Source organism: Bacteriovorax stolpii, assembly GCF_002872415.1.
GTDB lineage: Bacteria > Bdellovibrionota > Bacteriovoracia > Bacteriovoracales > Bacteriovoracaceae > Bacteriovorax > Bacteriovorax stolpii.
In genome coordinates this window covers 2,014,909-2,040,963 of the sequence record NZ_CP025704.1, presented here as the reverse complement: position 1 = coordinate 2,040,963, position 26,055 = coordinate 2,014,909, and the positions used below count along the sequence as shown (strand labels likewise).

Genomic DNA, 26,055 nt, shown 5'->3' with positions numbered 1-26,055 from the left:
AAGTTTGGAGTAATTCTATATGATCGAGTTAATTAAACACGGTACGACGATTGATTTCATGGGGAAACGTAAATATGTTATGACGTTTTCTCTAATCATCACGCTTATTTGTCTTTATGGGATTTTTTATAAAACAGAATACGGTGTAGACTTTAGAGGGGGAGCGGAAGTTCAAACGAAGTTCTCTAAAGAAGTTCACCTGGATACGGTTCGTGATGTTCTTGGTAAAGCAGGCTTCCACGATGCCAGCGTACAAACTATCGGCCAGCCTCAGGATAACGAAATCCTAATTAAGGTTTCAGCTGATGAAGCTTCACTAAACGCAACAACAGAAAAGCTAACTCAAGCTCTTCACACATCTTTTGCCGATAACACGGCAGAGATTAGAAAAGTCGATATCGTTGGTCCAAAGGCCGGAGCTGAGCTTCGTATGTCGGCGGTAAAAGCGATGTTCTGGGCGATTCTTTCGATTATGGTGTACATGGCGATTCGTTTCGACTTCCGTTATGCTCCAGGAGTAATGGTTTCACTTCTTCACGATATTATTATCGTTGCCGGGGTTTTATCATTTGTTGGCTCAGAGTTCTCTCTACACACGGTTGCGGCCCTTCTTTCAATCATCGGTTACTCAGTTAACGATACCGTTATCGTTTACGACCGTATCCGCGAGCACGAAGATCATGGCGACCAGACGAAGAGCTTAAGAACACACATCAACGACGCGGTAAACGACACGCTTTCAAGAACGATCCTTACTTCGGTAGCGACTCTTCTTGTAGCGGCTTCAATGTACTTCTTCGGTGGTGCAGCTCTAAGAGATTTCTTCCTTGCGATGTCAATTGGTATCATCTTCGGTACATACTCTTCTGTTTATGTTGCCGCTTCAACGACTCTGTTTATTGATGAACTGACAAGAAAATCGAAAAGTGGAAATGCACAAAAAGCTACAGCTTAATCTATTTCATCTTCTTATAGTGACAGGCCTCCTCACATGGGGAGGCCTGTCTTTTTCTCAAGACCCCAAAACACAAGATTCAAATCCTACAGCAGAAAACCAGGAAATAGAGGAGCACGACACTCAGGACCTGGAGAAGCTTTTAAAACGCTATAACACCGATTCTGAAAAGGTTTTGGAAGACTCTGGTAAGATCCACAATATTCAGCAGGACGCGGCCACAACGGAAGTTAAAGAGGCCGAGATCGAAGAGATGCGCCCGAGCGATGTTCTGGAAAAGGCCAAAGAGGAATCAATCCAAAGGGCCCGTCACTATCAGGCCAAAAAAGAAGAAGAGCTTAAGAAGGCCAACGCTTCTTATGCGGAGTCTGTCAGGGTGGCGCTGGAGCCGCTACAGAAGCTTTCTGAAGCAGAACTTTTAAAGCGCCTGGATGAAGGGACAAGAGAGTCTCCAGTTCGTCCTTACATGGACCAATTTCCCAATATCACCCTTTATGCCGTTCGCTTAATTAAAGACAAGGAGAGTATCCCGTCTGTTGTTAAGATCGTCGAAAATAAAGAGCGCCTCATCCAGTTTGGAAGTGTGATGCTTTTTACTGTTATTTTTGGATTTATCTTAAAGCGAATCATGCACCGAGAGGGCAGGTCATTTATTAAGGCCGCTTTTTACTTCTTAATCCGTGTGACTTTTATGATGGCCCTAAGAATAGGAGTGGTTTACTACTTCTACGCCAAAGAACTTACGCCAGCGGCGAAGGTTTTCAAAAAAACATTTCTTTAGAATTTAAGATTTAGGCACACAACCAATGCGCTTATCAGTCGTCGCTTCAGTTGTTGCTTGCCCTGTTGGAACGTTCCCGTTAAGCGTGCTTGGCGTGCGCACTGTAAAGAGCTTTCTTCCCCCTTGAGTCAGAGGATCAGCTGTTGTGCTTGTTGGCCAGTAGAAATAAATCGTCTTCGTATGCATTGCTGCCGCGTTTGCTTTAATCTTGATTCCGTTTTCAATGTAGAAACCGTAATTATTTAAAGTCGTCTCGCGAACAAACATTGTTCCGTATAGCGTTTTGTAAGTCGATCCATCTTGAATAGTCTCAGCTTCTTTTTCTGCCAGGTATAGACCTTCAGTATCGTCCATAAACTCGCCCAGAAGATTTAAGAGCGGCTGAGTCCCGTTAAACTGAGTGGCTGTCGGACAGTATGTCTTTCCAGTTGTCGCATCAGAGAATGGCACCATGATGTATCCAAGTGGGATATTAGCACTTGAAGTTGATGTTGTTGTCGGACGGTTAGGGTAGCTTAGAAGCCTGAAGAGATCGATTGTTGCAGTGATGTTGTAATCACTTAGGAGACGCTCTTCTAATGTTTTATTGATTGTTAATTTGTTGTTGTTTTCGGCCTTCGCCACAAAACGAGTGTCGGCCTTATCCCACATTGAATAGGCCCCAGGAATGAGTTCCAGGCGATCCCATTCAGCAGAGTCGGTTACACCGTGAAGCTGCTCATCGTGACAAACAACTTGTGATTGATTTGTTCCACCAGCAGGAGGAATAGGGGCAGGAGTTTCATTGGCCGCAAAGTAATAGAAGATGCGGGCAAATGTTGTTCTGATAATGTTACCAGAGTTATCGACCTTTCCACCGTAAGTCATACAAGTGTATTGATTGATCGGTGTAACTTTTAATACACCAGTTGTCGTATCAGACGCTTGATTGATTCTTCTAATCTGGAACTCTTTAGACTGAGCACCTGAGCCCGCCTTTGTTTCCTGAATCTTTAAAAGCCATGTTTTATTTCTAGTAAGAGTAGAAACGTTCGCACTAAAAGAGTTTGAACCTGCAGATGTTGTCATTTGAAGACTGACAGTGTTTGTTCCATCAGTTGCAATGAGTGAACACCCTGGAGTTGTCTGGTCTTCTGTCAACTGGACTGTACACCAGTTGTGAAGGTTTCCGATTTTTGTGTTAAGAGCGATATCAGTTCCCATGATGGTATTAACATAAAGGATTGGCTGATCTGTAGGTGTTTTGGCCGCACAGAAAGAATCACAATTGTTGATAATATCTGATTTACCGTTAATACATGAACAGAAGTCACTCTTGATATCGATTGCGTTTGTTGGTCTTTCGTCTTTAATGACATCGGCCACACAAATGTTTGCTGAGTTGTTGATTCTTGCCAGGATGTCTGTCGCGCTTACACCATCAATCGTATAACCTTCAGAGTCCACCAGTTCTTTTTTTACTTCAGAGAGTTCATCAAGGCTCGCCAGGTGGTAGCCATCAGAACATGCAGTTGTACAAGTGTCATAAGGTTTAGAGTAGATGAGGTAACTAGAGTCGCAACCACTGTTGCCTGTCGTAGTAGAGAAGTCTTTTACATATCCTCTTCTTTTTGCCACAGACTGATCACCAATACATGAGCTCACAACCACAAGAGTTGCGGACATAATCAGGACAGATAAAAAGTGTGCAGGCAATTTTATCTTTTTCATAAACGGATATTAAAGTTCTCCAAATTCCTAGTTAGTTAATCGACTTCTGCGTTTCAAACTTTAATGCTTTTCATTACCTCTATTTTAGGCCTGTGGAGGTGATTGCCTTAATAAAAACGAAAACTAAGGATTGATTCTATGATTTTAATAGGTTAGCCTATTTATAGCTGGCAGTGAGATATTGGAAGATGCCTTAATTTAGAGGCTAACTAAAGTTTCTTTTTGATCTAACCGATAGAGATCACATAGCATTTAATTACTCTAAGGAGATGAGGCCATGACTAAGGCAGATTTGATTGCAGCTCTTGAAAAACAAGCTAACCTTACTCACAAGCAAGCTGAGACAATCATCAATATCACATTCGACAGCATGATTAAGGCGCTTTACGAGGACGAGAGAATCGAAATCAGAGGCTTCGGGTCATTTGCTAACAGAAACTATAAAGCGTACGAAGGCCGCAACCCTAAGACCGGGAAAATCGTAAAAGTTCCACCTAAGAAAGTACCATTCTTCAAAGTTGGTAAGGAACTTAAAGAGATGGTGGATGAAGGCAAGGATAAGTACGTTATCCGCGAAGCATAGTTTTTTCTTTAAAAATCATTGACATATAAGGGGTGTTCTAGCAGAATGCCCCTTATCTTTTTAAATCCTTGGGAGACGTGCCAGAGTGGTCCAATGGAACGGTTTGCAAAACCGTAAAGCCGGCGGTTCAAATCCGCCCGTCTCCTCCAAAAAATTGAAAATCCATCATCTTCGTCGTTGCTTCCTCGTCTCATGTTCGGTCACGTACCGGAGTACGTTCCCTCACATTCGCTCGTCGCGCCTAGAATCTGACGGATTTTGAATTTTTTGAGAAGTGATGTTTTTTATCACTGAATGAAATCCAAAAGAGAAAATAATTTTTCATTTTATTTAGAAGTATTATTCATAAGTCTTTTTGCGAAATACTTTCTTCTTTTTTAACAAAAGGAGATGTCTGTGAAATTCACTGTCGAAAAAATTGAAACGATGATTTACATGATTCGTGGGCACAGAGTGATGCTTGATAGTGATTTGGCAAAATTATATGGAGTTGAAACAAAACGTTTAAAAGAGCAAGTAAGGCGCAATATTGATCGATTTCCATCTGACTTTTTAATTGAACCGAATTCAAGTGAGTTAGCTACCCTAAGGTCGCAAATTGCGACCTTAGATAGAAAAAGCGCTGAGAATTATGTTTTTAAGCATACCCCTTATTTATTCACAGAAAATGGAGTGGCAATGCTCTCAAGTGTTTTGCAGAGTAAGGAGGCCATTCAAGTGAATATCACTATTATGCGTACATTTACGAAGCTAAGAAGTTTTTTGGCAATGGAGTCTTCTTTAAAAGAAGAGGTTGATCATTTGAAAACCAGTACGAATCAGCTTTTTAAGGTTGTTTTTGAAAGATTGGATAATCTTGAGGAGGAGATTACGCCAAAACTCCCTGCGAATCGAAAAAAAATTAGTCTAAGAGAGAAGTGAGGAAATAAAGTTTTATTAGAATTTTGATATTTTTAATGATTCTTAATTAGATCTTAACAATTCCTTTTTTATCATTTCACAAAACCATCAATTGCTTCACAAAACAACAAACTCATTTTACTTTCGAATTTCCCTTTGATACCAAGCTCGCAAAACAAAGGGGATCATATGAAAAATCTAGTATTGATTGCTGCATTTCTATTTTCGACATCTGTCTTTGCAGAAGGCTTCCGTGCTTTTGAGTGTGAAGTTTCTCGCTTAACTAAGAATCAAAATGAAGAATTAAGTTTAAAGATGAATTCGAAACTGACTTTTATTGAAAAGGTTCGTTCGTGGAGTCTTAGTGTTGAGGAGCTTGAACTTAGTTCATATGATCAACATGGGCCGGCGATGAAATATGAAACAGAGCTTGTGGGGAAGAATGAAGTTGGGTATTTTTTCTATCTCGATCTTTCTCTTGAGTATGAACTTGATATCGATGTGAAGACACTAGAGGCGAAGCTTTACTGGTGGGGTCTAGGAGAGCGTTTGAAGCTTGCTGATCTTGGTTGTACGCTGGAACAATAAAATCTTTTGTAATGTCTCAATGAAAAGGGGCCTTCATTGAGGCATTTTCTTGTCAGTTTTCATAGGTGCCTTTGTTACAAAAATATTTTTTGTCACACATTCTTATTATTCTTTGTTTAGGTCTCTCTCATCACGCTTTCATTATATGCAGAATAAGCATTCGTATTTTGTAAGATTCAAAGCATACGCTCAATAGAATTACTGAACATTCTCTTTTTTATTTGTTTAATACTCCTTAAGGAGTAGACCGGAAGAGGGCGTATTCTATGGCAAACTGATTCAAGCTCTCCGGTATTTCAACGATAAGAAAGTTAGTCGGTAATACTTAAGGTCGGGGTTTTAAAGAAATGTTCATTCGATGCAGATTCAATTTGTTTAGCATGCTTTTCATTCTTTTAATTCTGTCTGGGTGTAGCAGTAAGATCAGTGTTGATTTACTTTCAAAATTAATTGGCAGTGGAAATGAAGACTCTTCATCATCGAGCTCAGAATTAGTTGAATACAAGCTTACAATCGCTAAGAAGAATGATCCAACTGTGTCGATTACGACTGTTGATTCAAGTTATACAACAAGAAAAATAGATCTTGGGATTAATGCAGAAAAAATTAAGACGATCGCTTACAGTGAAAATTTTTGGGTTTTTAAAGCGTATACTGAACAAGAAATAAAAGAAGGCAAATACAGGACATATTATTTAAATTTAAATGACGCCAATCCTACTCCTGTCAATTTTATAGGTCAGACAGATCTTCCATGTGTCACTCAACACGCTAGAGATCCGTGGATGGTTATTATCCGTGGGTATTTATACTGTGCCAATACGACAGGATCAAGATTAACGAGAATTAATCTTTCTAATTATAGCGATAAGACTGTTTTTAACACTGTCACTCTTGATTTGTATTATGCGGAAACTGACTTACCGTTAGCTTGGACTCATTTTTTTGTAGGAAGTGATTTGTACTTAAGAGTAGGTGTCTGGGGAAACATAGGATATGTTCGCATCAATGGCAATAGTGTGACAGCGAGCTGGATAAAAAATGGAGATGATTCAGTTGGGATTAGGTGGTTAAATAATCAACTGGTGAATGTTTCTGGTGATGGAGAGGTAACTATCTACACGGGGACTTCTACATCTGAAATCGTCACTCTACCAGGCTATGATCGATCATCAAATAATGTGCCTTTTAGTAGATATCGATTTTTAATTGATAAGGATATTTATTATTTTATGTGTTCTCCTGACAGTTATGCAGGAACTTTAGGGCTGTATAAAACAAATCTGGACGATATTCGAAATGCAACGACAGAGTATTATGATTTTGGAACAATTAGGTGTGATGAATTCTCAAATTTTCAAGCATTCAATCTAAATGGTTCATTGTATTTTAAAGCTTATGATACGGTCGAAAAGAAGGTCAATCTTTACCGCTTTAGACCAAGTGAGAGTGAAAAATTCCAAAAAATAGTGGAACTGGCCGATTTGGAGTTTGATACTTTTTTTGCCTATAATTTTAAACCTGTGGAGTATTCATTTTATTCTGATTCAGAAAATCTTTGCTTTTCTGGAAAGAGTGGAAATACCTATGTACCATATTGTATTGATCAAAATCATAACTTAAATAGAATGGGGCAAGTCTCTGCAGATGACCCATTTTTAGCGCCGATTAAATTTAAAAAATATGGAAACGATCTTTTGTATTTGGCAAAAGCAGACAGAGTGAGGCTATATAAAGCAGATCTCACGAGCCATGTCTCATCTGAAGTCACTTCAGTAAATAGTCTTTTGAATCTGGATTTTGCATGGGAACACGCATACGCCAACTTTACAGGAACTAAGAGTGATACAGTACTGACGGGAGAGAACTCATTGCTTGGAATTGTGACTTTTACTGATAAGGACGTAGATGTCACGATAAAAGATATAAAAGGGAATGAATACAAGCATGCTTTTACGAGAGTTAATAATAGCAAAATTTATAATTTATATGCTTATAAAAACAAAACACTCTTTGCTTACGGACAAAATGATTATTATGACCTAGTTATTTTTGAACAAGATAAAGAGAGAAAGATTCCTCTGTCCCGACGTATTCTTAATGGCGATGGAACTTTAATCACCAAATATCATGATCGTTATTTTTACTACCTAAATGTTAATTACGAATTAATGAGAATTGACATGGTGACTGAGAACGTTGTCTTGGTAGATACGTCTGTTCTGGAATTTGACATCGTTGAAGGAAAAGTTATTTATATTAAAGACGAGCCTGGTGCAGTGTATGTGGTAGATAAAAACCTAACAAAGACACTTGCTACAAATAAATTGTCTGATTTTGGAATAAAGACCACTTTTACAGATTACGTAACTGTCTTCAGAAACAACGTTTATGTTGCCGAGATGGATACTAATACGTGGGAGCCTCATTCTTATCTTGTTGGTGAAAATGGAGTTAAGACGGAAATTAAGGATACCCAGGGCAATCGAATGTTCACTGAATTGGTGGTATATGGTGTTGCTAGTGTGAATGACAGATATGTTTATTTTGTAACTTATGATGAAAATGGTGATGAGATAATGCATTTGTTTGATAATCAAACGGCAAGTACTTTGGCGTCTTATCTAATGAGTAATTATAATTTCTTTTTGCCTAATATGATACTCAATAAAAATGATGCCTCTAAAATGATTGTTGAAGTTGATACTTCATCTGCCCCATTCGTTGCCAAGTTCTCAGAGTATATCGATGGCAGTTTTGAGGAGCATTTATACAACCTGCCGGCCATTATTGATGACATCTCTATATCTTTAGAAAATGCTAAAGTTATTACAGTAAAAGATAAAATCCTTCTTGCTATCCAACGTAGTGATGTAGATCGAGTTTACCTTTTAAAACGTGCTCCGGAATCGCCTGAGCTTATCTTTGAAAATAGGCACGATACTATCATCAATGCTGTTAGTAATTCTTTGTCCATTGATTTGGAATCGACTTTTTATTTTTTCTCAGAGACAAAGGATCAGGCCGTCATTCATTATTCAAAGCTTATCAATGGAAACCTTGGCAGCGTTTATGCTGAATTTGATTCAAATACAGATCGTTTTATTGAAAAAAGTATTGTGGCCAAAGAAGGAATGGATATTAGGTCCGAGATTTTCTTAAATGAGAAAAAATTATATCCGGATGAGGTTGATCAGCAATTTTTTATCGGCAGGGGAATCGTTTTAGATCCGAATAAAAAGTATTCAGTTTTCAAGTATTTTAAAAATACTAACTATTCTTATCGCGTCACTGAGTTCATGAATTTTGATAAGGTCATCTTTGACCTTGATGTAGAAGTGATTCCAAACTAATAGTGCTTGACTTGTGTTGTCCGGTATTTTTATTGTTGTTTGCCCTTTGGAAAAATGTGAAAATCTTTTGAGATTTATCATCAACCAAAGGACGAACAATGAACACTTTTAAACTGCTTGTCTGCCTCCTATGCCTAAGTTTAGCTGGCTGTGCAGAAATGGGCCTAAAGCCACATAAACCTTCAACAAAGAACTCTCTTGAAATTGCTAAAACAGCAGGGATGTTTCAGATCTTAACAATTAAGGGGACCACTCCTGAGATTACAAAAATTTTAAACAGTGACCTGATGAGCTGTGGGGCAACGACATTCAGTATGCCTAGAGGAAATACAGTTGGAACATTTGTGAGAGAGATTTTCGAGCAAGAGTTAATTTCTGCTAAAAAATTATCAGATCATGGAACACCTGTTGAAGTCGTCATCAAATCGATGGATCTTTCGACAATTTCAAAAGAAAATGGAGTCTGGACGATTGAAATTGCTTATACGGCAAATGATAAAACGACTAATGTGAAAACGATTACAGAGTTTGAGTCGAAAGTGAGTTTGTTAACTTCTTGCACTCACACTGCTTCAGTCTTTGAGGATACGATGGCAGATAACTTAGTGGAATTTTTTAATAAGATTCGTTAATTGATTTGATTGATAGTGCCGGCCTTTGGGGCAGGCACTATTAAAACTGTTATCTTGCGGCCTTTGCAAAACCTTCTGCTAAACACGCCTCAACTTTTTTCATCCCTTCCGGCATTTTTGAACATTTTAGTGGTGCCTGAGTTTGTTTACCTTTCCATTCAAGGTAAATCATAAAATTCCCGCGCTCATCTACGCCAGGGTAGATTTCAATTCCAGATCTATTCTCTTTGTTTCCTGTCATGGCATTAAGGGCAAGCTTAGTGATTAAGTGACCAGCGACAGCTCCAATAATAACATCTGAGGCCCAGTGTGCCTGATCATGCATGCGTGCATAGGCAGTAATCGCGGCAATACCGTAGGCAACGTAAGGAACAACCGGATAGTCTTCTTTAAACATTTCAGAGATCACTGTCGCGACCGTAAAGGCCTGGGCCGTGTGGCCTGAGTAAAATGACTTATTACCGTCTTTAAAGAATTGGTACGGTCCATCTCCTTTATTTGGTCTCTCTCTTCTAAAGGCCTCTTTGGCAGCTCCTGTGGCAATTGATGAGGCGAGAGAGGCCCCAACAATAAAAAGTCCGGCCTTCTTTAATTTATTGTTTTGGAAATACATTCCAAGAAAATATGAACCAGCTGCGATTCCAAGTCCAGCTTGTCCAGTTCCAAGAAAGTTACCAACTGTGGCCAGGGGCTCTGTGATATTAGATTTATGTGACTGAACAACATTCATGAGTTCCTGGTCGTTAGAAAAAGCAACAATCCCTAAACTTGTCGCCGCTGCAAGAGTCAGTAGTTCCGAGTTGTCTAAAGCTAGCGGAACAAAGATGGATTTTTCTTTATCTTGTGAAAGATAATTATCTAATGTGTATGAATCAAGAACTGTCCCTCTGAATCTGGCAATCTCGAGTTCTTGCTCAACGGTGCATCCGTAAAATGATCTCTTACATGACTCTAGGTCTTTTAGAATCGCCCCGTAATCCAGGTTGAGAGTTGTCCCGGCCATTGTTTGAAGAGAGATGAGAAGAGCAAGTACACATGTTGTAATTTTCATCTGGGGTCTCCTTAAAATTGATCTAGGAATAGGCTAACAGAAGAAACTTTTTGTACTTGCTTCGTGAAAAAGTTACAGAGGGAGAAAAATTCTAATTATTTAATAGGGTTAGGCCATTTCGGGGAAGAACTTGAACAAATATAAATGTTGTAAGCGTGCTGAAACATTAGTTGGTATTCCTTCCTTTCTTTGCTTTTCTAAACACAGTGAAAGGATTAGTCTATGCCATGGCCTTAAAAGCAACAATTCACAAAGTTAGACTCTCTGTCGCCAATCTCAATATTCATCACTATGAAGATTATAATCTCACGATTGCTAAACATCCTTCAGAAACCAACACCAGAATGATTTATCGTTTGGTGGCCTTTGCTCTTCTTTCACAAGAAGGATTAGAGTTTACTAAGGGGCTCTCCACAGATGAAGAGCCTGATCTATGGAAGATCAATTATGATGGCTCCATTGATCACTGGATTGAGTTAGGTCTTTTAGAAGAAAAGCGTATCAGGCAGGCCTGTTCAAAGTCCAAAAAAGTTTCGCTCTTTACTTATCATGGCAATCAGGCCGAAGCTTGGTTTGAATCGATTGAACCGCATATCAGAAGATTTGATCATTTAAACATCACTCATCTTTCAGTTGTTGATGGATTTGATATTGAAGAGCTGGCAGAAAGAACGATGAATTTCGACATTAATATTGATCACGATGAACTGTGGTTATCAACTGAGAAAGAGAGAGTGCATTTCCATTTTCAGAATGTCGTCAAATCCCAAGATCGTTAAGATGAAAAAGAGAGCAGGAAGCCGATGGCCCCTGCTCTTTTGGTATTTGAATTATTTTTCCAGATAGAAAACTTTTGATTGCTTCCAGGTGAAATCCTGAATTTTAGAGAGAATCATTTCACCAGCGTCAATATAGTTTTGCGTGAATGAAACATTAGTCATAAATTCAGTTTTAGCTCCTGTTAAAATTGACCCTACTTTTGCCCCTTCGGCCTTTAGATCGACAATCACAACAGTATAGTTTCCATTGGCAACATATTCATATGAAATATTGCCTTTGCTGATGACCTTATCAATTTCAATAATTTCTTTTAGATAATTCTCCAGGTTGAAAACTTCTTCTGGCTGGTTTTCATAGTTAAAAGTTTTAGATGAATCAGCGAAAACGAAACTGCTTTGAAGCAGACAGCACAGCAGACTGGCCTTGATGAACCGGTTCATTTTATCCCCCCCCCTCGAGATCTTTTGAATAAGCAATTTAGTGGGCCAGCCCCATGTCTTCATCTCCTGAAACTTCAACTTTATTTTTAATCTGTCTCATTCCAAGCGAGAGAATAATAAGCGCTAGAGTTGAGAGGACGACGAATAAAATAGAAATAGGCAGAAGAGTCTGAGCTTTAAGTAAACTCACTCCTAATGAGGCCAGAGCGCCTAATACCATTTGTAAAAATCCCATAAGAGCGGCCGCACTTCCGGCCTTCTTTCCAAAAGGGGCCATGGCCAGCGCTGCAGAGTTTGGATTTGAAAGACCGATACAGGCCAGGAATAAAAAGAGGGTAAAGATCACAGAGTAGAGATTGTAGTAACCGTGGTAAGCACAAAAACAGAAGACAAGGCTTACTGTTAATAATGAAAGGAAAGCTCCAATAAGAATTTTTTCGCTTGAAAATCTCTTCACCAAAGGAACGTTAAACTGGCTCATCCCAACGATTCCCATCGCGATGATAGCAAAGATCCATCCATAAGCAGCTTCACTGACTTTAAAAATTTCCATAAAGATAGTTGGCGAAGAAGCGAGATAAGCAAAGAGTCCTGCAAAGGCGGTTGCTCCGGAAAGAGCGAAAGCGTAGAACTGGGGCTCTTTAATAATAGAAAGATAATTTCTAATAATCGGCATTGGTTTTAAAACATGAGACTTATCTCCATGATGGGTTTCAGGAAGAAAGCGCGAGATTACCAGCAGGATAGTGAATGCAATTCCTGTAAGCACAAAGAAAATCACAGACCAGCTAAAATGAACTGCGAGAAATCCTCCAATCGTTGGAGCAAGCAGTGGTGAAACTCCTAAAATGAGAATCAGGAGTGAGAGAACTTTTGTGCTTTCTTGTGGAGTAAATAAATCCCTGACCATAGCAAAAGCAGCTACGCTGGCGGCACAGGCCCCTAGACCTTGTAGGAATCTAAAGAAGATTAAGATTTCGATGTTGGGAGAAAGAGCGCAGGCAATAGAGGCGATGATGTAAAAAATAAGACCAGCATAAAGAGGTTTTTTTCTTCCAAAGCGATCCATCAATACGCCATAGATTAATTGTCCAGAGGCAAGGCCTACGAAGTAACTTGAAAGTGTCATCGAGACTTGGGCCACACTCGTTTGAAAAAAATGCGCCATCTGCGGGAAGGCCGAAAGGTACATATCAATTGTAAATGGACCTAGTGCTGTCAGAGAGCCGAGCATGAGAATGAGGAAAACATGATTTGTTTTTTTCATGGCGAAAGATGTCCTTGTATGAATGGAGTCATATTAATGGAATCTATGCTTACTTACAATGAAAGCTTTAAAGAGATACCTGCAGAGAACCTGGTTACGTTCAGGGATTCGGAGGGAATGTTGGGAAATAATACGGGGAAATTTTCCAGCTAAGGAATCTGAAGGCGAGCAAACATTTGAAAATAATTGAGAAGAGCGCTTTGGCATTGAAATTGTAAATCACTAGCGCAATGAGGAGGCATGCAATGGGCCCAATTTTTAAGATTTTATTAGCTGAAGATGATGAAGGGATTAGAGAAGCTATTTTTGAAATTTTAGTGGAAGAAGGACACGAAGTGACCGTTGCCAGAGATGGGGAAGACGCACTGACTTGTTTAGAGAGAAAAAAATTCGATCTTATTATGACAGATTATAAGATGCCGAAAATGACGGGGACACAGTTGATTGAGTGGTGTAAAAAACACAGCGTAAAGTCTCAGGTTGTTTTTATGACGGCCAATATGAAGGCCCTGCTTTTAGATGATGTGATTAAGAAATTTCCAGCAAAGATTATTGAGAAGCCAATGACTTTAGACGATATTTTGGATGCTGTGAAATTTGCGCAGGATAACCGCAAGGAAGCCTTTTCAAAATTTATTCAAAAAAATTCGTTGGATATGAAATATGCCTAAATAAATAATGCCATTGAACTATTGAAAAAACCTATAGCAAACATTTACGTTTAGCTCTGGTAAGATTCCATGTGATCAGATAGTGTAAGGCAATGAGCTCTGAAACTATCTTAAAATCTAAATCGTTTACTGACTCCAAAGGTTTTGTCGTCTTACTTGGCGCTTTGACGGCGTTTGATCCGCTTTCAATCGACATGTATCTGCCGGCCTTTGGAGATATTCAAAGAGAATTTCATACATCATTTGATCAAGTGGAACTTTCGATGTCGTCCTTTTTTATCGGGATGGCCTTAGGGCAGCTTTTTTATGGGCCTCTGTCTGATCGCTATGGAAGAAAGCTTCCTCTATTAGGTGGGATGATTCTTTATTTTTTCGCCACTCTTGGATGTATGTTTGCTCCGAATATTGAGATTTTTATTCTCTTGCGTGTACTCCAAGCTTTAGGCGGTTGTGCCGGTATGGTTATCACGAGGGCCATTTTAAGCGATCTCTTTGATTCAAGGAGAGTTGCAGATTTTATGTCCTCAATGGCCTTAGTTATGGGACTTGCCCCAATCCTTGCTCCTACGATTGGTGGATACATCAATAATTATTTTGGTTGGAGGGCCATCTTTGGACTTCTCGCTTTTTCAAATCTTTTTTGTCTGGCGGCCATCATGGCCTTACTTCCAGAAACTCATTTCAAACGACTGCATAATTTAAACCTTTCTTCGACTCTAAAATCTTACGGGCAACTTTTAAAAGACCGCATGTTTGTCGGCTACCTGATTCCGGTGACGGCCATCAGAGCGGGGATGTTTGCTTATATTGCCGGCTCACCTTTTGTTTTTATCGAGCTCTACGGCATCCCAAAAATTTATTACGGATGGATCTTTGGTCTCAATGCTATGGGGTTAGTGATTGCTTCGCAAATTAATAGAGTTCTTTTAAAACGCTATACTATTGATCAAGTTCTAAAATACACTATCGCGATTGCAGCTCTTGCTTCTTTGATAGTTTTTATAGGGCCAATGGTGAGTTCGCTGGCCTCAGTTCTTTTGATTTCAATTTTTATTTTTATTGCGACACTAAACTTTGTCACACCTAATGGAATGGCCGGAGCTCTCTCGATGCAAGGGCATAGAGCAGGAACTGCTTCTGCTTTATTTGGATGTTTGCAATGGGGGTTGGCTTCAGTATCTTCTTTTATGGTCAGCCATTTCCACAATGGAACATCACTTCCAATGACTGGAACAATTTTAGGGTGTGGCCTTCTATCGCTGATTGCCTACCAGGTTTTAAAACCAAGGCTGCAAACTACTTAGTCACCGATGAAGAGTTTGTATTAGAGGTTGGGTGAGGAAGATAGTTAATCGCTTCTGCTTCACGTTTTGTATTGTTAACATAAAGTGAGAACTCTTCACTGACTGTAATTTTCTTTTGCACGCCTCTAGATTCCAGAGCTTTTGCCACCAAGTATTCATTCCCAGCACCAAGCCCTGCTGCAAGTTGATCCATGATTGTCACTTCACCACCTGGCTGCCAGGTCTTTTTAGGAGGAGTGGCCGCAGCACATGTTTTCCCTTCATAAAGACCAATTGAGGCCCCAAGAACAGTGGGGTCGTTAGAATTATTTTTTGCAGCGAGATTTTGCATCAAAAGAATTTTAAAAAGACTTCCTGTGGCCTTTTCAACTCCACTTGATTCTTTTACTGAGCAAAAATGCCAGGAACGTTTTAAAACAAAATTAGAGTTGGAAATGTGCTACAGAAGTTTTCGCGTTTTAGAAAACGAGAGATTGTTTTTTAGGACACAAGAAGGAAGTGGAGTAGAGACTTATTATGACCGCCCGGATTTATCAATTGTCAACAAAATTGATTTAGTGTCTTGTTTTTATCCTGAGGCCCAATGCCGTCTGGATACAAAGGTCAATGGAATTTTAGAGCTTGAACGTCCACTATGCTGGTGGAAGCCTTAATGTCACAAAAAGAAAACTTGTGACGTATAATGAAAAAAGTATAGTCATTACGAAGACTTTTTAGTTATACTTAGTAAATATGAAAACAATCTTAGGAAAATGCTTTTTAGCTTTCGCGCTTATTTTAATGGGCGCGAGTGTCTGTTTTCCTAATGATCTAGATTGCTCTAAGGAGCACTCATCGGCTACCGTCTCTAAAGAGCAGCCGATTAAGAATGCTCAAAATAAAAAAGACCAACAAAAAGAACACCATTGCATTTGTTCTCTTTCTTGCCACAATTTATTTGTGCAAAAGCTTGATGCAAAAACACTTTCTGCACATTTTATTATTAGGCCTATTGCCTTAGTTTATGTTCCCTCATTTTATCCAAAAATTATCCTTTCTCTCGAAAAACCACCAACAGTCTAGTCCTTTTATTTTTCCTGTTTAGACATTTAATTTAAGAAATAAAGGATTCACTATGTGGAAATCAGCGTGCCTAATGGCATTTCTGCTTATCTTTGAAGTCCAGGCAAATTCTTGCGGCATCACGAATGTTGAAGGACTTGTCGTATCTTTAAAGGACACAGCGGAAGAAAAAGAATTTAAAGCAGCAAGCTCTCGTTATACCCGCGACTGGAAAGAGCGCTCACTTTATAGGCCAAGACCAGAGGTTGGGATTGGATTTGAAGGAAATAAAGACGATTTTGGTAAAAACGAAATAACGGCCGAAATTCTCTTTAACCTCGATGAGTACCGTAAATACTCTTTGCTTAAAAAGAGCGCAGAAGCAGAGGGGGAATTAAAAAGTATAGAATTTAAAAATAGTCAAACTGAGCGTTTGATTGAAGGGGCAAGTGCGCTTTTTAGGCGTTCGCAAAATGCTTACTTTCTAAAACGTATCGACAGCATTCTTCTGGCCTTAGATTCTTCATTGAAAAATTATGAACGCCGAAGTTTACGCAGCCGCGATGAAGAGATTTCTTTGACTTCATTAAAGCTTATGAAGAAATCAATGCTTTTAAAGCGCAATGCTTTGGAAGACGAGATCTCTTCGGATAGGGCCTTTCTTAGTAGATGGAATAAACAGGACTGCGAGCTTAAAAATGATGAGCTTCTGGCCTTGTTAAAAGAGGTCAAGGGACGCACAAAAGATCTGTCTCAAGGATCAATTAAAGAAAATGAGCTTGCCTATAGAGCTGAGTTTCAAAAGGCCCAAAGCGATTATGAAAGAAAGCCACGCATCTCTAATTTAAAAATTGGACCGACATTTGCCAGAGAAAAATCAGAAGGAGCTTCAGAGACCCGCATTGGAATTGCTGTAAGCATGGATTTCCCTCAGTTTGGAAAAACGGCAGAATCTTCATTTAATGAAGTTTCTGGAGAGCTTGCTCAGGTTGAAAAGAAGATAGCTCTACGTGAGCTTTCTACTGAAAAGAGTATTTTAGAAGGGCGCATTGCCCGTAATTTAAAAATGCTTGAAGACCTGGGACAAGAAAAAGAAGAGAGCGAACTACAAAAAATGAAAAAGAACTTTGATCAAGGGCTTATTTCACCACTGGTTTACCTGGAGTCTTACCGCAATTACGTGGACTCTTTAGAGTCTATGATCCAAGCACGCAATCAAGTTTTTGAAAGCGATTTAAAACTAAGAGGTTTTTATGAAAACAATTCTCTTTTTTAGTTTGATGAGCTCATTGACTCTTTTTGCCGGTGAAGGTCATGGGCATAAAGAAAAAAAAGAAGAACATGCTGAGCACAAAGATGAGCATAAAGACGAACACGGTCACGGCGATGAACACGGCGAGGGCACCAGTGAAAATGGTTTTAAACTCAACGAAAAAAGCACGAAAAAATTCGGGATTCAAACAGTCACGTTAAAGGCAGGCGTAGTGGAAGTGCCACGCGAGGCCATCTTTAAAGGACTTAATGAAGTCAATGTTTACCGCTTTCGCGATGGCTTCTATAAGCGCATTGATTTTAAAACATTAGAAAACAATAAAGACGTTTTGAAAATCTCCTCTTCAGACTTAAAGAGCGGAGACCAGATCGTCATTCAAGGAGTCGGGTTCCTACGCATTGCTGAGATTGCAGCAAGTGGCGGGATCAGTGACTCTCACTCGCACTAAGGATGAAAATGTATGTTAAATAAAATAATTCATTTTTCGGTTTTTAACCGCTATAGCGTCCTTGCCTTGACTCTCTTGGTTGCTATTGCGGGTGTTTTTGCCTTTCAAAAACTACCTATTGATGCTGTCCCTGACATCACTAATAATCAGGTACAAGTTAACACCCCTGTTGAAGGTCTTGCACCGGAAGAAATTGAGCGCACGATCACTCAGCCAGTGGAAGCAGGTTTACGTGGAATTGCTGATGTTGAACAAATCAGGTCAATCACGCGTTTTGGACTTTCCCAGGTCACTATCGTTTTTAAAGATAAGGTAGATATTTACAGAGCAAGACAACTTGTCTCTGAAAGACTACAGGGGATTTCTTCATCTCTGCCGAGTGGAATTACACCAGAAATCGGGCCGATTTCTTCGGGGCTAGGAGAGATCTACCAATACATCATTGATTTTGAAAAAGTAGATCCGACTAAAGAAGGTAGGCTTAAGCAGTTAATGGAGCTTAAATCAATCCAGGAATGGACAATTAAGCCAAGACTTTTAAGTGTTGCTGGTGTTGCAGAAATCAATACCAGTGGTGGTTTTGAAAAGCAATTCCACATCATTCCTAACATGGCGAAGATGGCCTCTTACAATATCCACTTTGATGACATTACCGCGGCCCTGGAAAAGGTGAATCGCAATGTTGGTGGAGGAAGTGTAGAGCAAACCGCAGAGCAGTTTTTGATTCAGGGGATTGGTCTCTTAAAAAATGAAGAAGAGATACTGAATGTTCCAGTTAAAAAATTAGAATCACTGAAAGTTATCCGCATTAAAGATTTTGCCAGCGTAAAACTGGGAAAAGAAATCAGAACGGGAAGTGCAACTCACAATGGAAAAGAAGCTGTCCTTGGGACTGTTATGATGCTCCTTGGAGAGAACAGCCGTACGGTTTCATTGCGTGTGGATGAGAAAATTGATGAGATTAAAAAAGCACTTCCAAAGGGTATTTCTTTAACTACAGTTTATGACCGTTCAGTACTGGTCAATGCTACGCTGGGAACAGTTGAGCACAACCTTATGTTTGGTGCGATTTTAGTTATTGTTGTTCTCTTTATCTTATTAGGAAACGTGAGGGCCGCTATTATTACAGCAGTCACCATTCCTCTTACCTTACTTGCGACTTTTTTAATCATGAAGCCACTTGGGCTTTCGGGGAACTTGATGAGTTTAGGGGCCCTGGATTTTGGTATTATTGTAGATGGAACAGTTATTGTTCTAGACAACTGTGTCCGTTATATTCATGAACTTAAGAAAAAGTATGGGCGAAAACTGACGAGAGCTGAAATTATGCAAGCAGTTTACGATGCAACTGTTGAGATTCGTCTTGCTGCTGGTTTTGGAGAGCTGGTTGTTGTAGCAGTGTTTATTCCGGTTTTTGGGCTTACGGGAGTTGAAGGGAAAATGTTCCTTCCGATGGCCTTGACTTTTGCTATTGCAGTCTTCTGTGCGCTTATTTTTTCATTTACGATGGCGCCAGCTCTGGCCTCAATTATTTTGAGTGGAGACGCTGAAGAGAAAGAGCCAAAGTTTATGGAGCTATTAAAGAAAATCTATCGCCCGGTTCTCGATTTCTCAATCTACAATCCTAAAAAGATTATGGCGATTGGGGCCTTGAGTGTCGCTCTTGGTGTTGGTCTTTTTATGACCAGAGGTTCAGAGTTTCTTCCTCAACTTAGCGAAGGATCTTTTGCCTTTCACATGATTAGACCGGTTAATATCGGTTTAGATCAATCAATTAAGTTTCAGGAGAAAGCAGAAGAGATTATTAAAGAGTTCCCGGAAGTCGATCACGTCTTCTCAAGAATCGGAACCAGCGAAGTGGCCACTGACCCAATGGGTGTGAACGTCTCGGATACATATATCATGCTTAATGATGTTAAGAGCTGGCCTAAAGTAGACAATAAAAAGCAGACTCATGAAATCCTGGTTCAGAGAATTATTACCCGCTTACAAGAAGAGCTGCCAGGACAGAATTACCTTGCCTCACAACCTATTCAAATGCGTTTTAACGAACTTCTAGAAGGAACAAGGGCCGATGTTGCCGTCAAAATCTTTGGGCCGGATATGAAGACATTGATGAACTACGCTAAAGAGACCAAAGAGATTATTGAAAAAGTTCCTGGTGCCGGAGATGTTGAAGAAGACCTGGCGGGAACATCTCCCGTTCTTCGCGTGTTTCCTAAAAATGATGTACTGGCCTCGATTGGAGCTTCTAGCGGTGATGTCCTTGACTCAGTAGAGATTGCTCTGGGTGGAAAGGAAGTTGGAGTTCTTTATGAAGAGAATAAAAAGTTTCCAATTATTGTCAGACTCTCTGAAAATGAGCGCAGTGACTTAGATGTTATTAAAAAAATCCCGGTGGGAATTTCTGAATCTTTAAGTGTGCCTCTAAATCAAGTTGCCCAGACTGAATTTTCTGAAACTTATGGAAGTATCACTCGTGAAGATTCTAACAGAAGATCAGCTGTTCTGGTTAACTTGCGCGGAAGAGACACTGAGAGCTTTGTTCACGAAGCGCGTGCTTTAGTAGACGAAAAAATTAAACTTCCAGATGGCTATTATTTTAAATGGGGTGGAAACTTTGAAAACCTTCAGGTCGCAAAATCGCGCCTGCTTCTTCTAACTCCACTTGCCCTAGGTCTGGTGCTTATGATGATCTATGCGGCCTTTGGAAATGTGAAGGAGACGTTCCTTGTTTTCTCATGTGTGCCGATGGCACTGGTTGGAGGGGTAATTGGCCTTATTGCCAATTCATTGCCATTTAGTATTTCAGCAGGAGTTGGCTTCATTGCTCTTTCGGGGATTGCCGTTTTAAACGGAGTCGTACTGGTTAACTTTTTTAATCAGTTAAAGAGAGAAGGTCTTATCGGTGTTGAGATCCTGCGTACAGGTGCAATGGTTAGGCTTCGTCCAGTTCTTATGACTGCGATGGTTGCGGTTTTTGGTTTTCTTCCGATGATGCTCTCTACTGGAGTTGGTGCCGAAGTGCAAAGACCTCTGGCAAGTGTTGTTATTGGAGGAATCATTTCTTCAACTCTTTTAACTCTTGTTGTTGTTCCATCTTTATATGGGGCCTTTATTTTAAAACTAAAACCTTCCCACCGCGAGCACTCCTCGTCAACGGTGGGGGAAACAGCGGGGTACGAGGTTTAGGCCTCGTACCTTTTATGAATTAATTTTTATTAAGGAGACTAATATGTTTAAACATTCTGCATTTTTTCTAACGACTCTTGTTTTTTCATTTAATGCTTACTCTTTTCATGCCGTTTCAGAAATTCTTCCAAGTGGTAAAATTCTGATTTGTCAGGATTTTAATCAGATTAAAAAAGGTGGAATCGTTGAAGTTTACGAACGATTTAGAACTGATACGGACCGAAACGTAAAGATGGTTAAAATGCGCGAGATAACTTTGCCTAAAGCAGGAGAGAAAGTTAAGTTGACTCACAGTGATTTTCATCAAGTTGGCACCACGTCGGTGAATGAATACCACTCTGAAGAGTCTGGTTCGGCCACAATTGTCTCGAGTGAGACATTGTTGGGTGAAAAGCGTCTTGTAAGGAAAGCTCCAGATGAAAGAGCACGTCCAAATTTTAATCAAACCTACGAGATAACTAAAAAAGATATTGAACTCATTGAGCAAAAATGTCTTGTGGCCATCCCAGATAACGGGCTTAATGTTGATGAATTAAAAAAAGTAAGCTGGTAAAATAAGAAGGGCCGGGAAACCGGCCTTTTTTATGCTGTCAGTTTGACATCCTTTTTTTGTTTTCTTGGAATCTCAATTGTAAATGTCGTATTTTTAAATGATGGATCGTAGTAGAACTTGCCTTGATGGCTTTCAATAATCCCACGGGAAATAGAGAGCCCCAGTCCAGTACCTTTTCCGAATTCTTTAGTCGTAAAGAAAGGTTCCATAATCTTCATTTGAATATCAGATGAAATCCCAAAGCCACTGTCTGAGGTTCGGATGATGATATATTCCTTATCCTTTGATTCTGAGATATTCATTTTTATCCATTTTTCATCCAGCGATGAAATGGCGTGAACAGAATTATTAATAAGATTAATGAGAACCTGAGTTAGTTGAGGGGCACGGGCCTCAAGTTCAAGTGAAACATTCTCCGGACACTCGACACTAAGTTTAATATCTGAAGTTCGGAGTCTTTCTTCACAGAGAAATTGGGCATCTTCTATAATGCTTACCAGGCTGATAAGGTTCATAGGGTCTAAGTCTGCATTGCGAGAAATATTTTTTAAACCTTTGATGATTTTTGCAATTCTGGCAGCAGTCTCATTGATCTGAGTGATGCTCTTTAAAAAAGCTGGCTGATTATACTCATTTGCCATGAGTTGATTTTTTAATTTACTCGAGCGAGAGAGGATCACTGTCAAGGGATTGTTAATCTCGTGGGCCATACTTCCTGCAAGCTCTCCGAGTTCAGAGAATTTTGAACTTTGAGCAATTGTCAGGTTTTGTTGAGAAATAAGTGCTTCGTTACGTTTTCTTTCTGTGATATCTCGGGCCATGATCAAGAAATGAGAGACTTCGCCATGGCAATTGATTTTAGGAGAAATAACTGACTCATAATGAGTTTCAACGCCATTTAGATGAGAGGTTGATTCAAACTTCACACTGGTTTTATGGGCGATAACTCTAAGGAAATTTTCTAATGTCACCGGAATAAGAGAAGAAGAGATAATTTTTTCAACCGGCTTCCCAATAATTTGCTGGGCGATTATATTGACCTTTTGACAAAAGGCCGGATTAACAGCTTCTAGTGGCCATCCTTTTTGCTGATCAACTCGCACAATCCCCATCATGTCGGTAGAATCGTTAAAAAAAATGTGGGCCCATTCTTCAGATGTTTTCAATTCCTCTTGAGTCTTTTGCAGAAGTTTACTTTCAAGTCTAAAAGTGAGGAGATGTTCTGATTGACGGGCCAATCTTAAAAGGGCCTGTCTTTGATCATCTGTCAGCGTTTTTGGTTGAGTATCTATAATACAAAGAGTTCCCAAGTTACAGCCATTTTTTGCTTTTAATGGAACACCGGCATAGAAACGGATTTTAATTCCGCTTGTGACTAAAGGATTATTTTTGAACCTCTCATCAAGCAGGGGGTTTTCGACGAGAAAAAGATCGTCTTGTTTTATAGCATGATCGCAAAAGGCCACTTCTCTGGGAGTCTGGTTCATTTCAAGTCCTACTTTGGACTTAAACCATTGACGGTCACTATCGACAAAACTAATAAGAGAAATGGGGGCATTACAAATTGATGCCGCAAGAAAAGTGATATCGTCGTAACACTCTTCTTTTTCAGTATCCAGGATTTCTAGTTCATGGAGACTCTCAAGTCTTGTCTTTTCATCTTTTAAATCGGTCATACACAATTCTTCTCGGCATATGTAGAGATTTTGAGATTAAGATAATATTAATTTTTTTTACCGGGCACGGAATGCCCGGTAAGTTATTGATTTATACCTTATGCATATTGTGTGGATGATGATGGTAGCTGTCTTCGCGGTGAATGACATAACCATAATAACCACCGGCAATGGCAAAGATACCATGGGCAAAGATTTCAAAACCAAATAATGGCCAGTAACCAAAAAGAGTATTAGTCATGGGTATTATCCCCAGAATGGCGAGTGCGCCCATAACCCAGAAAACAACTTTAGCATAAATAATCGAGTAGTGTGTGCTGCTGCTTTTTGAGAAATAACAAGCGATTCCGGCAATCCCAAAAAGAATTAGTGCAATTTTGTTAAAGATATTAAGTGGGAATACATCAAGAAACATTCCGTAACTGGTGTTGACTTTTATCAGAGGAAGACCCTCTGTTACATTTAATGTGGGGACAAAGGCGATTAGCCCCATCATCATCATTACTAGTCCTGCAATCAGGGCAAAATTTCTGGTTTGTAGATTGTTTGTCATAGTTATCTCCTTGATAAAAACCTCAAGAAGATAATGTGCAAGTTTTGGGCTAGATTAACTTAGCTTAGTTCTTTTCTAATGTATCTTGGGTCGCTTGGCGCTCTTTCACATTCTTTTTTACTTCCAAGAGTTGAGAGGCCATCTTTATCGCTCATTAGCAGATAAGTTCCAAGATCAGTATCGAGAAGGATATAAGTATTGTTAATCTTTTTTGTCTTCTTATTTCCAGTAGAAATTTTGTACATCAAGCTTGCCGTCGCTCCGTATTCCATCGCTGCGAATTCATAAACCTCATCACGCAACTGCCCTGTCAGGTGGCCTGATTCAATAACATCTTCAGTGAGTTTTGAAATAACCAACTTGCCTGTCTCTGTATTATAAAAACGAAGAAGTGCACTTTCATTTTTTACGATAAACTCTATCTGGGCAGGAATTCCACCACAAACGAGAACGTTAATGTCATCACCAGCGGCATAAGCTGAGCTTAGAGTTAAAGACATCATAAATGCCAGGAGAGTTGCCTTCATAGGTAATCCTTCTTTAATAGTTTATAGGGTCTATTTAAAGGCATTTTTTGTTTGGAGGACAGCCCTCTGGGTAATTCCTATAAGGCCGTCAAAACTTTTGACACTTTTAAAAGGCTATTGCCCCTGATTACCGGTAAAGAAAAGGTGGGAAGGTTGTAGGTTTAAAGGTCTTTCTTTACGGACTTTTGCCATCAGATTTTTTTCCTTAATGGCCTTCCAGATGCACTCACCGGGAAGTGAGTCTTTTCCATCTACTAAGTGGATATAGTCGCGAAAAACTTCTTCTTTGGATTCATCGTAAATCCCTGTGCAATCGGCGTAGGGAAATTTTTTGTGAGAGAAAGTAAAAAGAATGTTCCTTCGTCTTTCCTCCTGAGTATTAACTTGTTCTGTATTTTGCAGAAAACTTTTTTCAACTTCACTTCCTGCATTCTTTTTAAAGTAAACCATTGGTTGAATGACGCTCAGAAAATTTATTCCGAAGGATTGGGAAATGTGATTCATGATCTCCATATTCTGGGTATAGGCCCAGAGGCGAAGCTCTTCGGTTTGATTGGCCGCAGGTGTAGCAAAGCCACTATCAGCAAAATCTCTTTTTTTAATGTCTTCAGTAAAAAGGTCTCGATAGATCTGGCTCCCAAGAAGAATGCTATGAAAAAAAGGATATTCTCTTACACTTTGTCCTTCCCAAACTTTTTTCTCATATAGAGAAAAGCGATGAGGGTAATTAACTCTTGGATCAACGACAGCAAAGACATCATTGCCTCCGCCATAGTGAATGACGAGATCGGGATCATATTCAATCACATCTGTGACGAGTCTAACTAGATCCTGCTGGCTGACTGATGAAGCAATACCAAAATTGTAGGCCTTAAGATTTTTCCCGATGGCTTCCTTGTGAGCGGCCGCTTCAATATACCTGGGGATATCGACTTTATTGAAGTGAACTGTTGATCCTCCAAGAACAATCACCCTGAATTCATCAGAGGGCTTTGGCAGAACTGGCAAATGCCCGCGGTAACCTAATTCATTATGAAAGTCATTATAGATAGGAGAGCCCGGTCGCCCTGTGGCCATAACATAGGGACGGGGAACATGATTGTCATCGGTGAGCATCCAGGCGTCTTTTAAAACCTTCTCACGCACAAAAGTTCGGTAGATGATTTCAGCACTCGTCAAACATAAAACAGAAGAAATAAGCACCATAAAGGTGCGCGCGAGAAAACGTTCTATCTTCTGGTTAGAGTCATGCATGGATTTATTCTATCAAAGTCTAAGATGCTTTGACAGGCAAGATCTTGGAAATTTTCTGTAAAAAAATGTCTTCATCAAAAGGTTTAATTAAAAAGTTTCTCACTCCGTGGTGAGTGGCAATCGTAAAGATGTCTTTATCCATAGATCCAGACATGGCCAGGACTTTATCAACGCTATTGATGTTGAGTTTATCGGCCTCAAACTCTGTTAAGAGATCGTAGCCAGTCTTTCTAGGCATAACCATGTCGAGGAGAATGAGGTCAAATTTTTGGTTTCTAAGTTTAGTCACAGCACTCTGGCCGTCGTGGACAACGATCATATTTTTGATGGAATCCATACGCCCAATGTAGGCCCGGATTAAATCGCAAATTTCTTCATCGTCATCAACAAGAAGGATGCTGTACTGGGCGTATCGATTGAGTATTTCCATAGATCCCTCCATTATAAAATGGCCATTAGGATTACGATAAAGATTCTAGTTTGCTTATTCTTAATCTAATAATATTGCCAACTTTACCTCTGT

The 26,055-nt window shown here is 39.6% G+C and carries 26 protein-coding genes and 1 tRNA gene; 17 read left to right on the top strand and 10 right to left on the bottom strand.

Annotated elements, in window-relative coordinates:
• The first annotated feature begins 19 nt into the window (after nt 1-19).
• On the top strand, nt 20-955 hold the full coding sequence (gene secF, locus C0V70_RS10050) for a protein translocase subunit SecF (protein WP_102243731.1): 936 nt from the start codon (nt 20-22) through the stop codon (nt 953-955).
• Complete coding sequence (locus C0V70_RS10045; protein ID WP_102243730.1) at nt 933-1,736, top strand: hypothetical protein; 804 nt, start codon at nt 933-935, stop codon at nt 1,734-1,736. The genes secF and C0V70_RS10045 overlap by 23 nt, the downstream gene beginning before the upstream one ends.
• A gap of 3 nt (nt 1,737-1,739) precedes the next feature.
• On the opposite strand, the gene C0V70_RS10040 is transcribed toward C0V70_RS10045, so the two are convergent.
• Complete coding sequence (locus tag C0V70_RS10040) at nt 1,740-3,446, bottom strand: hypothetical protein (RefSeq protein ID WP_102243729.1); 1,707 nt, start codon at nt 3,444-3,446, stop codon at nt 1,740-1,742.
• 277 nt (nt 3,447-3,723) lie between these two features.
• Between C0V70_RS10040 and C0V70_RS10035 the strand changes: the two genes are divergently transcribed.
• The 6 genes from C0V70_RS10035 (at nt 3,724) to C0V70_RS10010 (ending at nt 9,502) form a co-directional block, all read left to right on the top strand.
• Entirely contained in the window at nt 3,724-4,029 is a 306-nt protein-coding gene (locus C0V70_RS10035; protein WP_102243728.1) for an HU family DNA-binding protein, read from the top strand.
• Nucleotides 4,030-4,100: 71 nt separating this feature from the next.
• Nucleotides 4,101-4,178: transfer RNA gene (locus C0V70_RS10030), tRNA-Cys, on the top strand.
• Nucleotides 4,179-4,425: 247 nt separating this feature from the next.
• Nucleotides 4,426-4,950 (top strand): ORF6N domain-containing protein, encoded by a 525-nt coding sequence (locus C0V70_RS10025; RefSeq protein WP_208107826.1) that lies wholly within the window; start codon nt 4,426-4,428, stop codon nt 4,948-4,950.
• Between the two features lie 168 nt (nt 4,951-5,118).
• Nucleotides 5,119-5,517 (top strand): hypothetical protein, encoded by a 399-nt coding sequence (locus tag C0V70_RS10020; protein WP_102243726.1) that lies wholly within the window; start codon nt 5,119-5,121, stop codon nt 5,515-5,517.
• A 380-nt stretch (nt 5,518-5,897) separates the two neighbouring features.
• Nucleotides 5,898-8,870: a hypothetical protein gene (locus C0V70_RS10015; protein ID WP_102243725.1), complete on the top strand. Its 2,973-nt coding sequence runs from the start codon at nt 5,898-5,900 to the stop codon at nt 8,868-8,870.
• 98 nt (nt 8,871-8,968) lie between these two features.
• Nucleotides 8,969-9,502, top strand: coding sequence for a hypothetical protein (locus tag C0V70_RS10010; RefSeq protein ID WP_102243724.1), 534 nt, complete (start codon nt 8,969-8,971; stop codon nt 9,500-9,502).
• A gap of 49 nt (nt 9,503-9,551) precedes the next feature.
• Here the strand turns inward: C0V70_RS10010 and C0V70_RS10005 are convergent, their stop codons facing one another.
• Nucleotides 9,552-10,553 (bottom strand): phosphatase PAP2 family protein, encoded by a 1,002-nt coding sequence (locus C0V70_RS10005; protein WP_102243723.1) that lies wholly within the window; start codon nt 10,551-10,553, stop codon nt 9,552-9,554.
• A gap of 206 nt (nt 10,554-10,759) precedes the next feature.
• On the opposite strand from C0V70_RS10005, the gene C0V70_RS10000 reads away from it, so the two are divergent.
• Nucleotides 10,760-11,332: a YaeQ family protein gene (locus tag C0V70_RS10000; protein WP_133566788.1), complete on the top strand. Its 573-nt coding sequence runs from the start codon at nt 10,760-10,762 to the stop codon at nt 11,330-11,332.
• A gap of 51 nt (nt 11,333-11,383) precedes the next feature.
• On the opposite strand, the gene C0V70_RS09995 is transcribed toward C0V70_RS10000, so the two are convergent.
• Nucleotides 11,384-11,773: a hypothetical protein gene (locus tag C0V70_RS09995; RefSeq protein WP_133566789.1), complete on the bottom strand. Its 390-nt coding sequence runs from the start codon at nt 11,771-11,773 to the stop codon at nt 11,384-11,386.
• A 37-nt stretch (nt 11,774-11,810) separates the two neighbouring features.
• Nucleotides 11,811-13,040, bottom strand: a complete 1,230-nt coding sequence (locus C0V70_RS09990) for a multidrug effflux MFS transporter (RefSeq protein ID WP_102243720.1) — start codon at nt 13,038-13,040, stop codon at nt 11,811-11,813.
• Between the two features lie 245 nt (nt 13,041-13,285).
• Here C0V70_RS09990 and C0V70_RS09985 point away from each other — a divergent pair, with 245 nt between their 5' ends.
• Together C0V70_RS09985 and C0V70_RS09980 are read left to right on the top strand one after the other, a co-directional pair.
• Nucleotides 13,286-13,711, top strand: coding sequence for a response regulator (locus C0V70_RS09985; RefSeq protein WP_158649641.1), 426 nt, complete (start codon nt 13,286-13,288; stop codon nt 13,709-13,711).
• Nucleotides 13,712-13,803: 92 nt separating this feature from the next.
• Nucleotides 13,804-15,015: a multidrug effflux MFS transporter gene (locus C0V70_RS09980; protein ID WP_102243718.1), complete on the top strand. Its 1,212-nt coding sequence runs from the start codon at nt 13,804-13,806 to the stop codon at nt 15,013-15,015.
• On the opposite strand, the gene C0V70_RS09975 is transcribed toward C0V70_RS09980, so the two are convergent.
• Nucleotides 15,008-15,346, bottom strand: a complete 339-nt coding sequence (locus tag C0V70_RS09975) for a hypothetical protein (protein WP_102243717.1) — start codon at nt 15,344-15,346, stop codon at nt 15,008-15,010. The two genes, C0V70_RS09980 and C0V70_RS09975, sit on opposite strands and share 8 nt — an antisense overlap.
• Before the next feature lie 25 nt (nt 15,347-15,371).
• Here C0V70_RS09975 and C0V70_RS09970 point away from each other — a divergent pair, with 25 nt between their 5' ends.
• The 6 genes from C0V70_RS09970 to C0V70_RS09945 all read left to right on the top strand — a co-directional run bounded on the left by C0V70_RS09970 (nt 15,372) and on the right by C0V70_RS09945 (nt 21,522).
• A complete protein-coding gene (locus C0V70_RS09970; protein WP_102243716.1) occupies nt 15,372-15,668 on the top strand; it encodes a hypothetical protein in 297 nt (98 codons plus the stop codon).
• A gap of 79 nt (nt 15,669-15,747) precedes the next feature.
• Nucleotides 15,748-16,077, top strand: a complete 330-nt coding sequence (locus tag C0V70_RS09965) for a hypothetical protein (RefSeq protein WP_102243715.1) — start codon at nt 15,748-15,750, stop codon at nt 16,075-16,077.
• A gap of 73 nt (nt 16,078-16,150) precedes the next feature.
• On the top strand, nt 16,151-17,332 hold the full coding sequence (locus tag C0V70_RS09960) for a hypothetical protein (protein WP_133566790.1): 1,182 nt from the start codon (nt 16,151-16,153) through the stop codon (nt 17,330-17,332).
• Nucleotides 17,310-17,777, top strand: coding sequence for an HlyD family secretion protein (locus C0V70_RS09955; RefSeq protein WP_102243713.1), 468 nt, complete (start codon nt 17,310-17,312; stop codon nt 17,775-17,777). The genes C0V70_RS09960 and C0V70_RS09955 overlap by 23 nt, the downstream gene beginning before the upstream one ends.
• Nucleotides 17,778-17,789: 12 nt before the next feature.
• Nucleotides 17,790-20,969, top strand: coding sequence for an efflux RND transporter permease subunit (locus C0V70_RS09950; RefSeq protein WP_102243712.1), 3,180 nt, complete (start codon nt 17,790-17,792; stop codon nt 20,967-20,969).
• 43 nt (nt 20,970-21,012) lie between these two features.
• Complete coding sequence (locus C0V70_RS09945; RefSeq protein WP_102243711.1) at nt 21,013-21,522, top strand: hypothetical protein; 510 nt, start codon at nt 21,013-21,015, stop codon at nt 21,520-21,522.
• A 29-nt stretch (nt 21,523-21,551) separates the two neighbouring features.
• On the opposite strand, the gene C0V70_RS09940 is transcribed toward C0V70_RS09945, so the two are convergent.
• The 5 genes from C0V70_RS09940 to C0V70_RS09920 form a co-directional block, all read right to left on the bottom strand.
• Nucleotides 21,552-23,198 carry an ATP-binding protein gene (locus C0V70_RS09940; protein WP_102243710.1) on the bottom strand — a complete coding sequence of 549 codons (1,647 nt, stop codon included), beginning with the start codon at nt 23,196-23,198 and terminating at the stop codon, nt 21,552-21,554.
• Nucleotides 23,199-23,289: 91 nt separating this feature from the next.
• Nucleotides 23,290-23,751, bottom strand: coding sequence for a DUF4383 domain-containing protein (locus tag C0V70_RS09935; protein WP_102243709.1), 462 nt, complete (start codon nt 23,749-23,751; stop codon nt 23,290-23,292).
• Between the two features lie 59 nt (nt 23,752-23,810).
• Nucleotides 23,811-24,278, bottom strand: coding sequence for a hypothetical protein (locus tag C0V70_RS09930; protein WP_102243708.1), 468 nt, complete (start codon nt 24,276-24,278; stop codon nt 23,811-23,813).
• 114 nt (nt 24,279-24,392) lie between these two features.
• Nucleotides 24,393-25,532, bottom strand: a complete 1,140-nt coding sequence (locus tag C0V70_RS09925) for an SGNH/GDSL hydrolase family protein (RefSeq protein ID WP_102243707.1) — start codon at nt 25,530-25,532, stop codon at nt 24,393-24,395.
• A 19-nt stretch (nt 25,533-25,551) separates the two neighbouring features.
• Nucleotides 25,552-25,962, bottom strand: a complete 411-nt coding sequence (locus tag C0V70_RS09920; protein ID WP_158649640.1) for a response regulator — start codon at nt 25,960-25,962, stop codon at nt 25,552-25,554.
• Between the last annotated feature and the right edge of the window lie 93 nt (nt 25,963-26,055).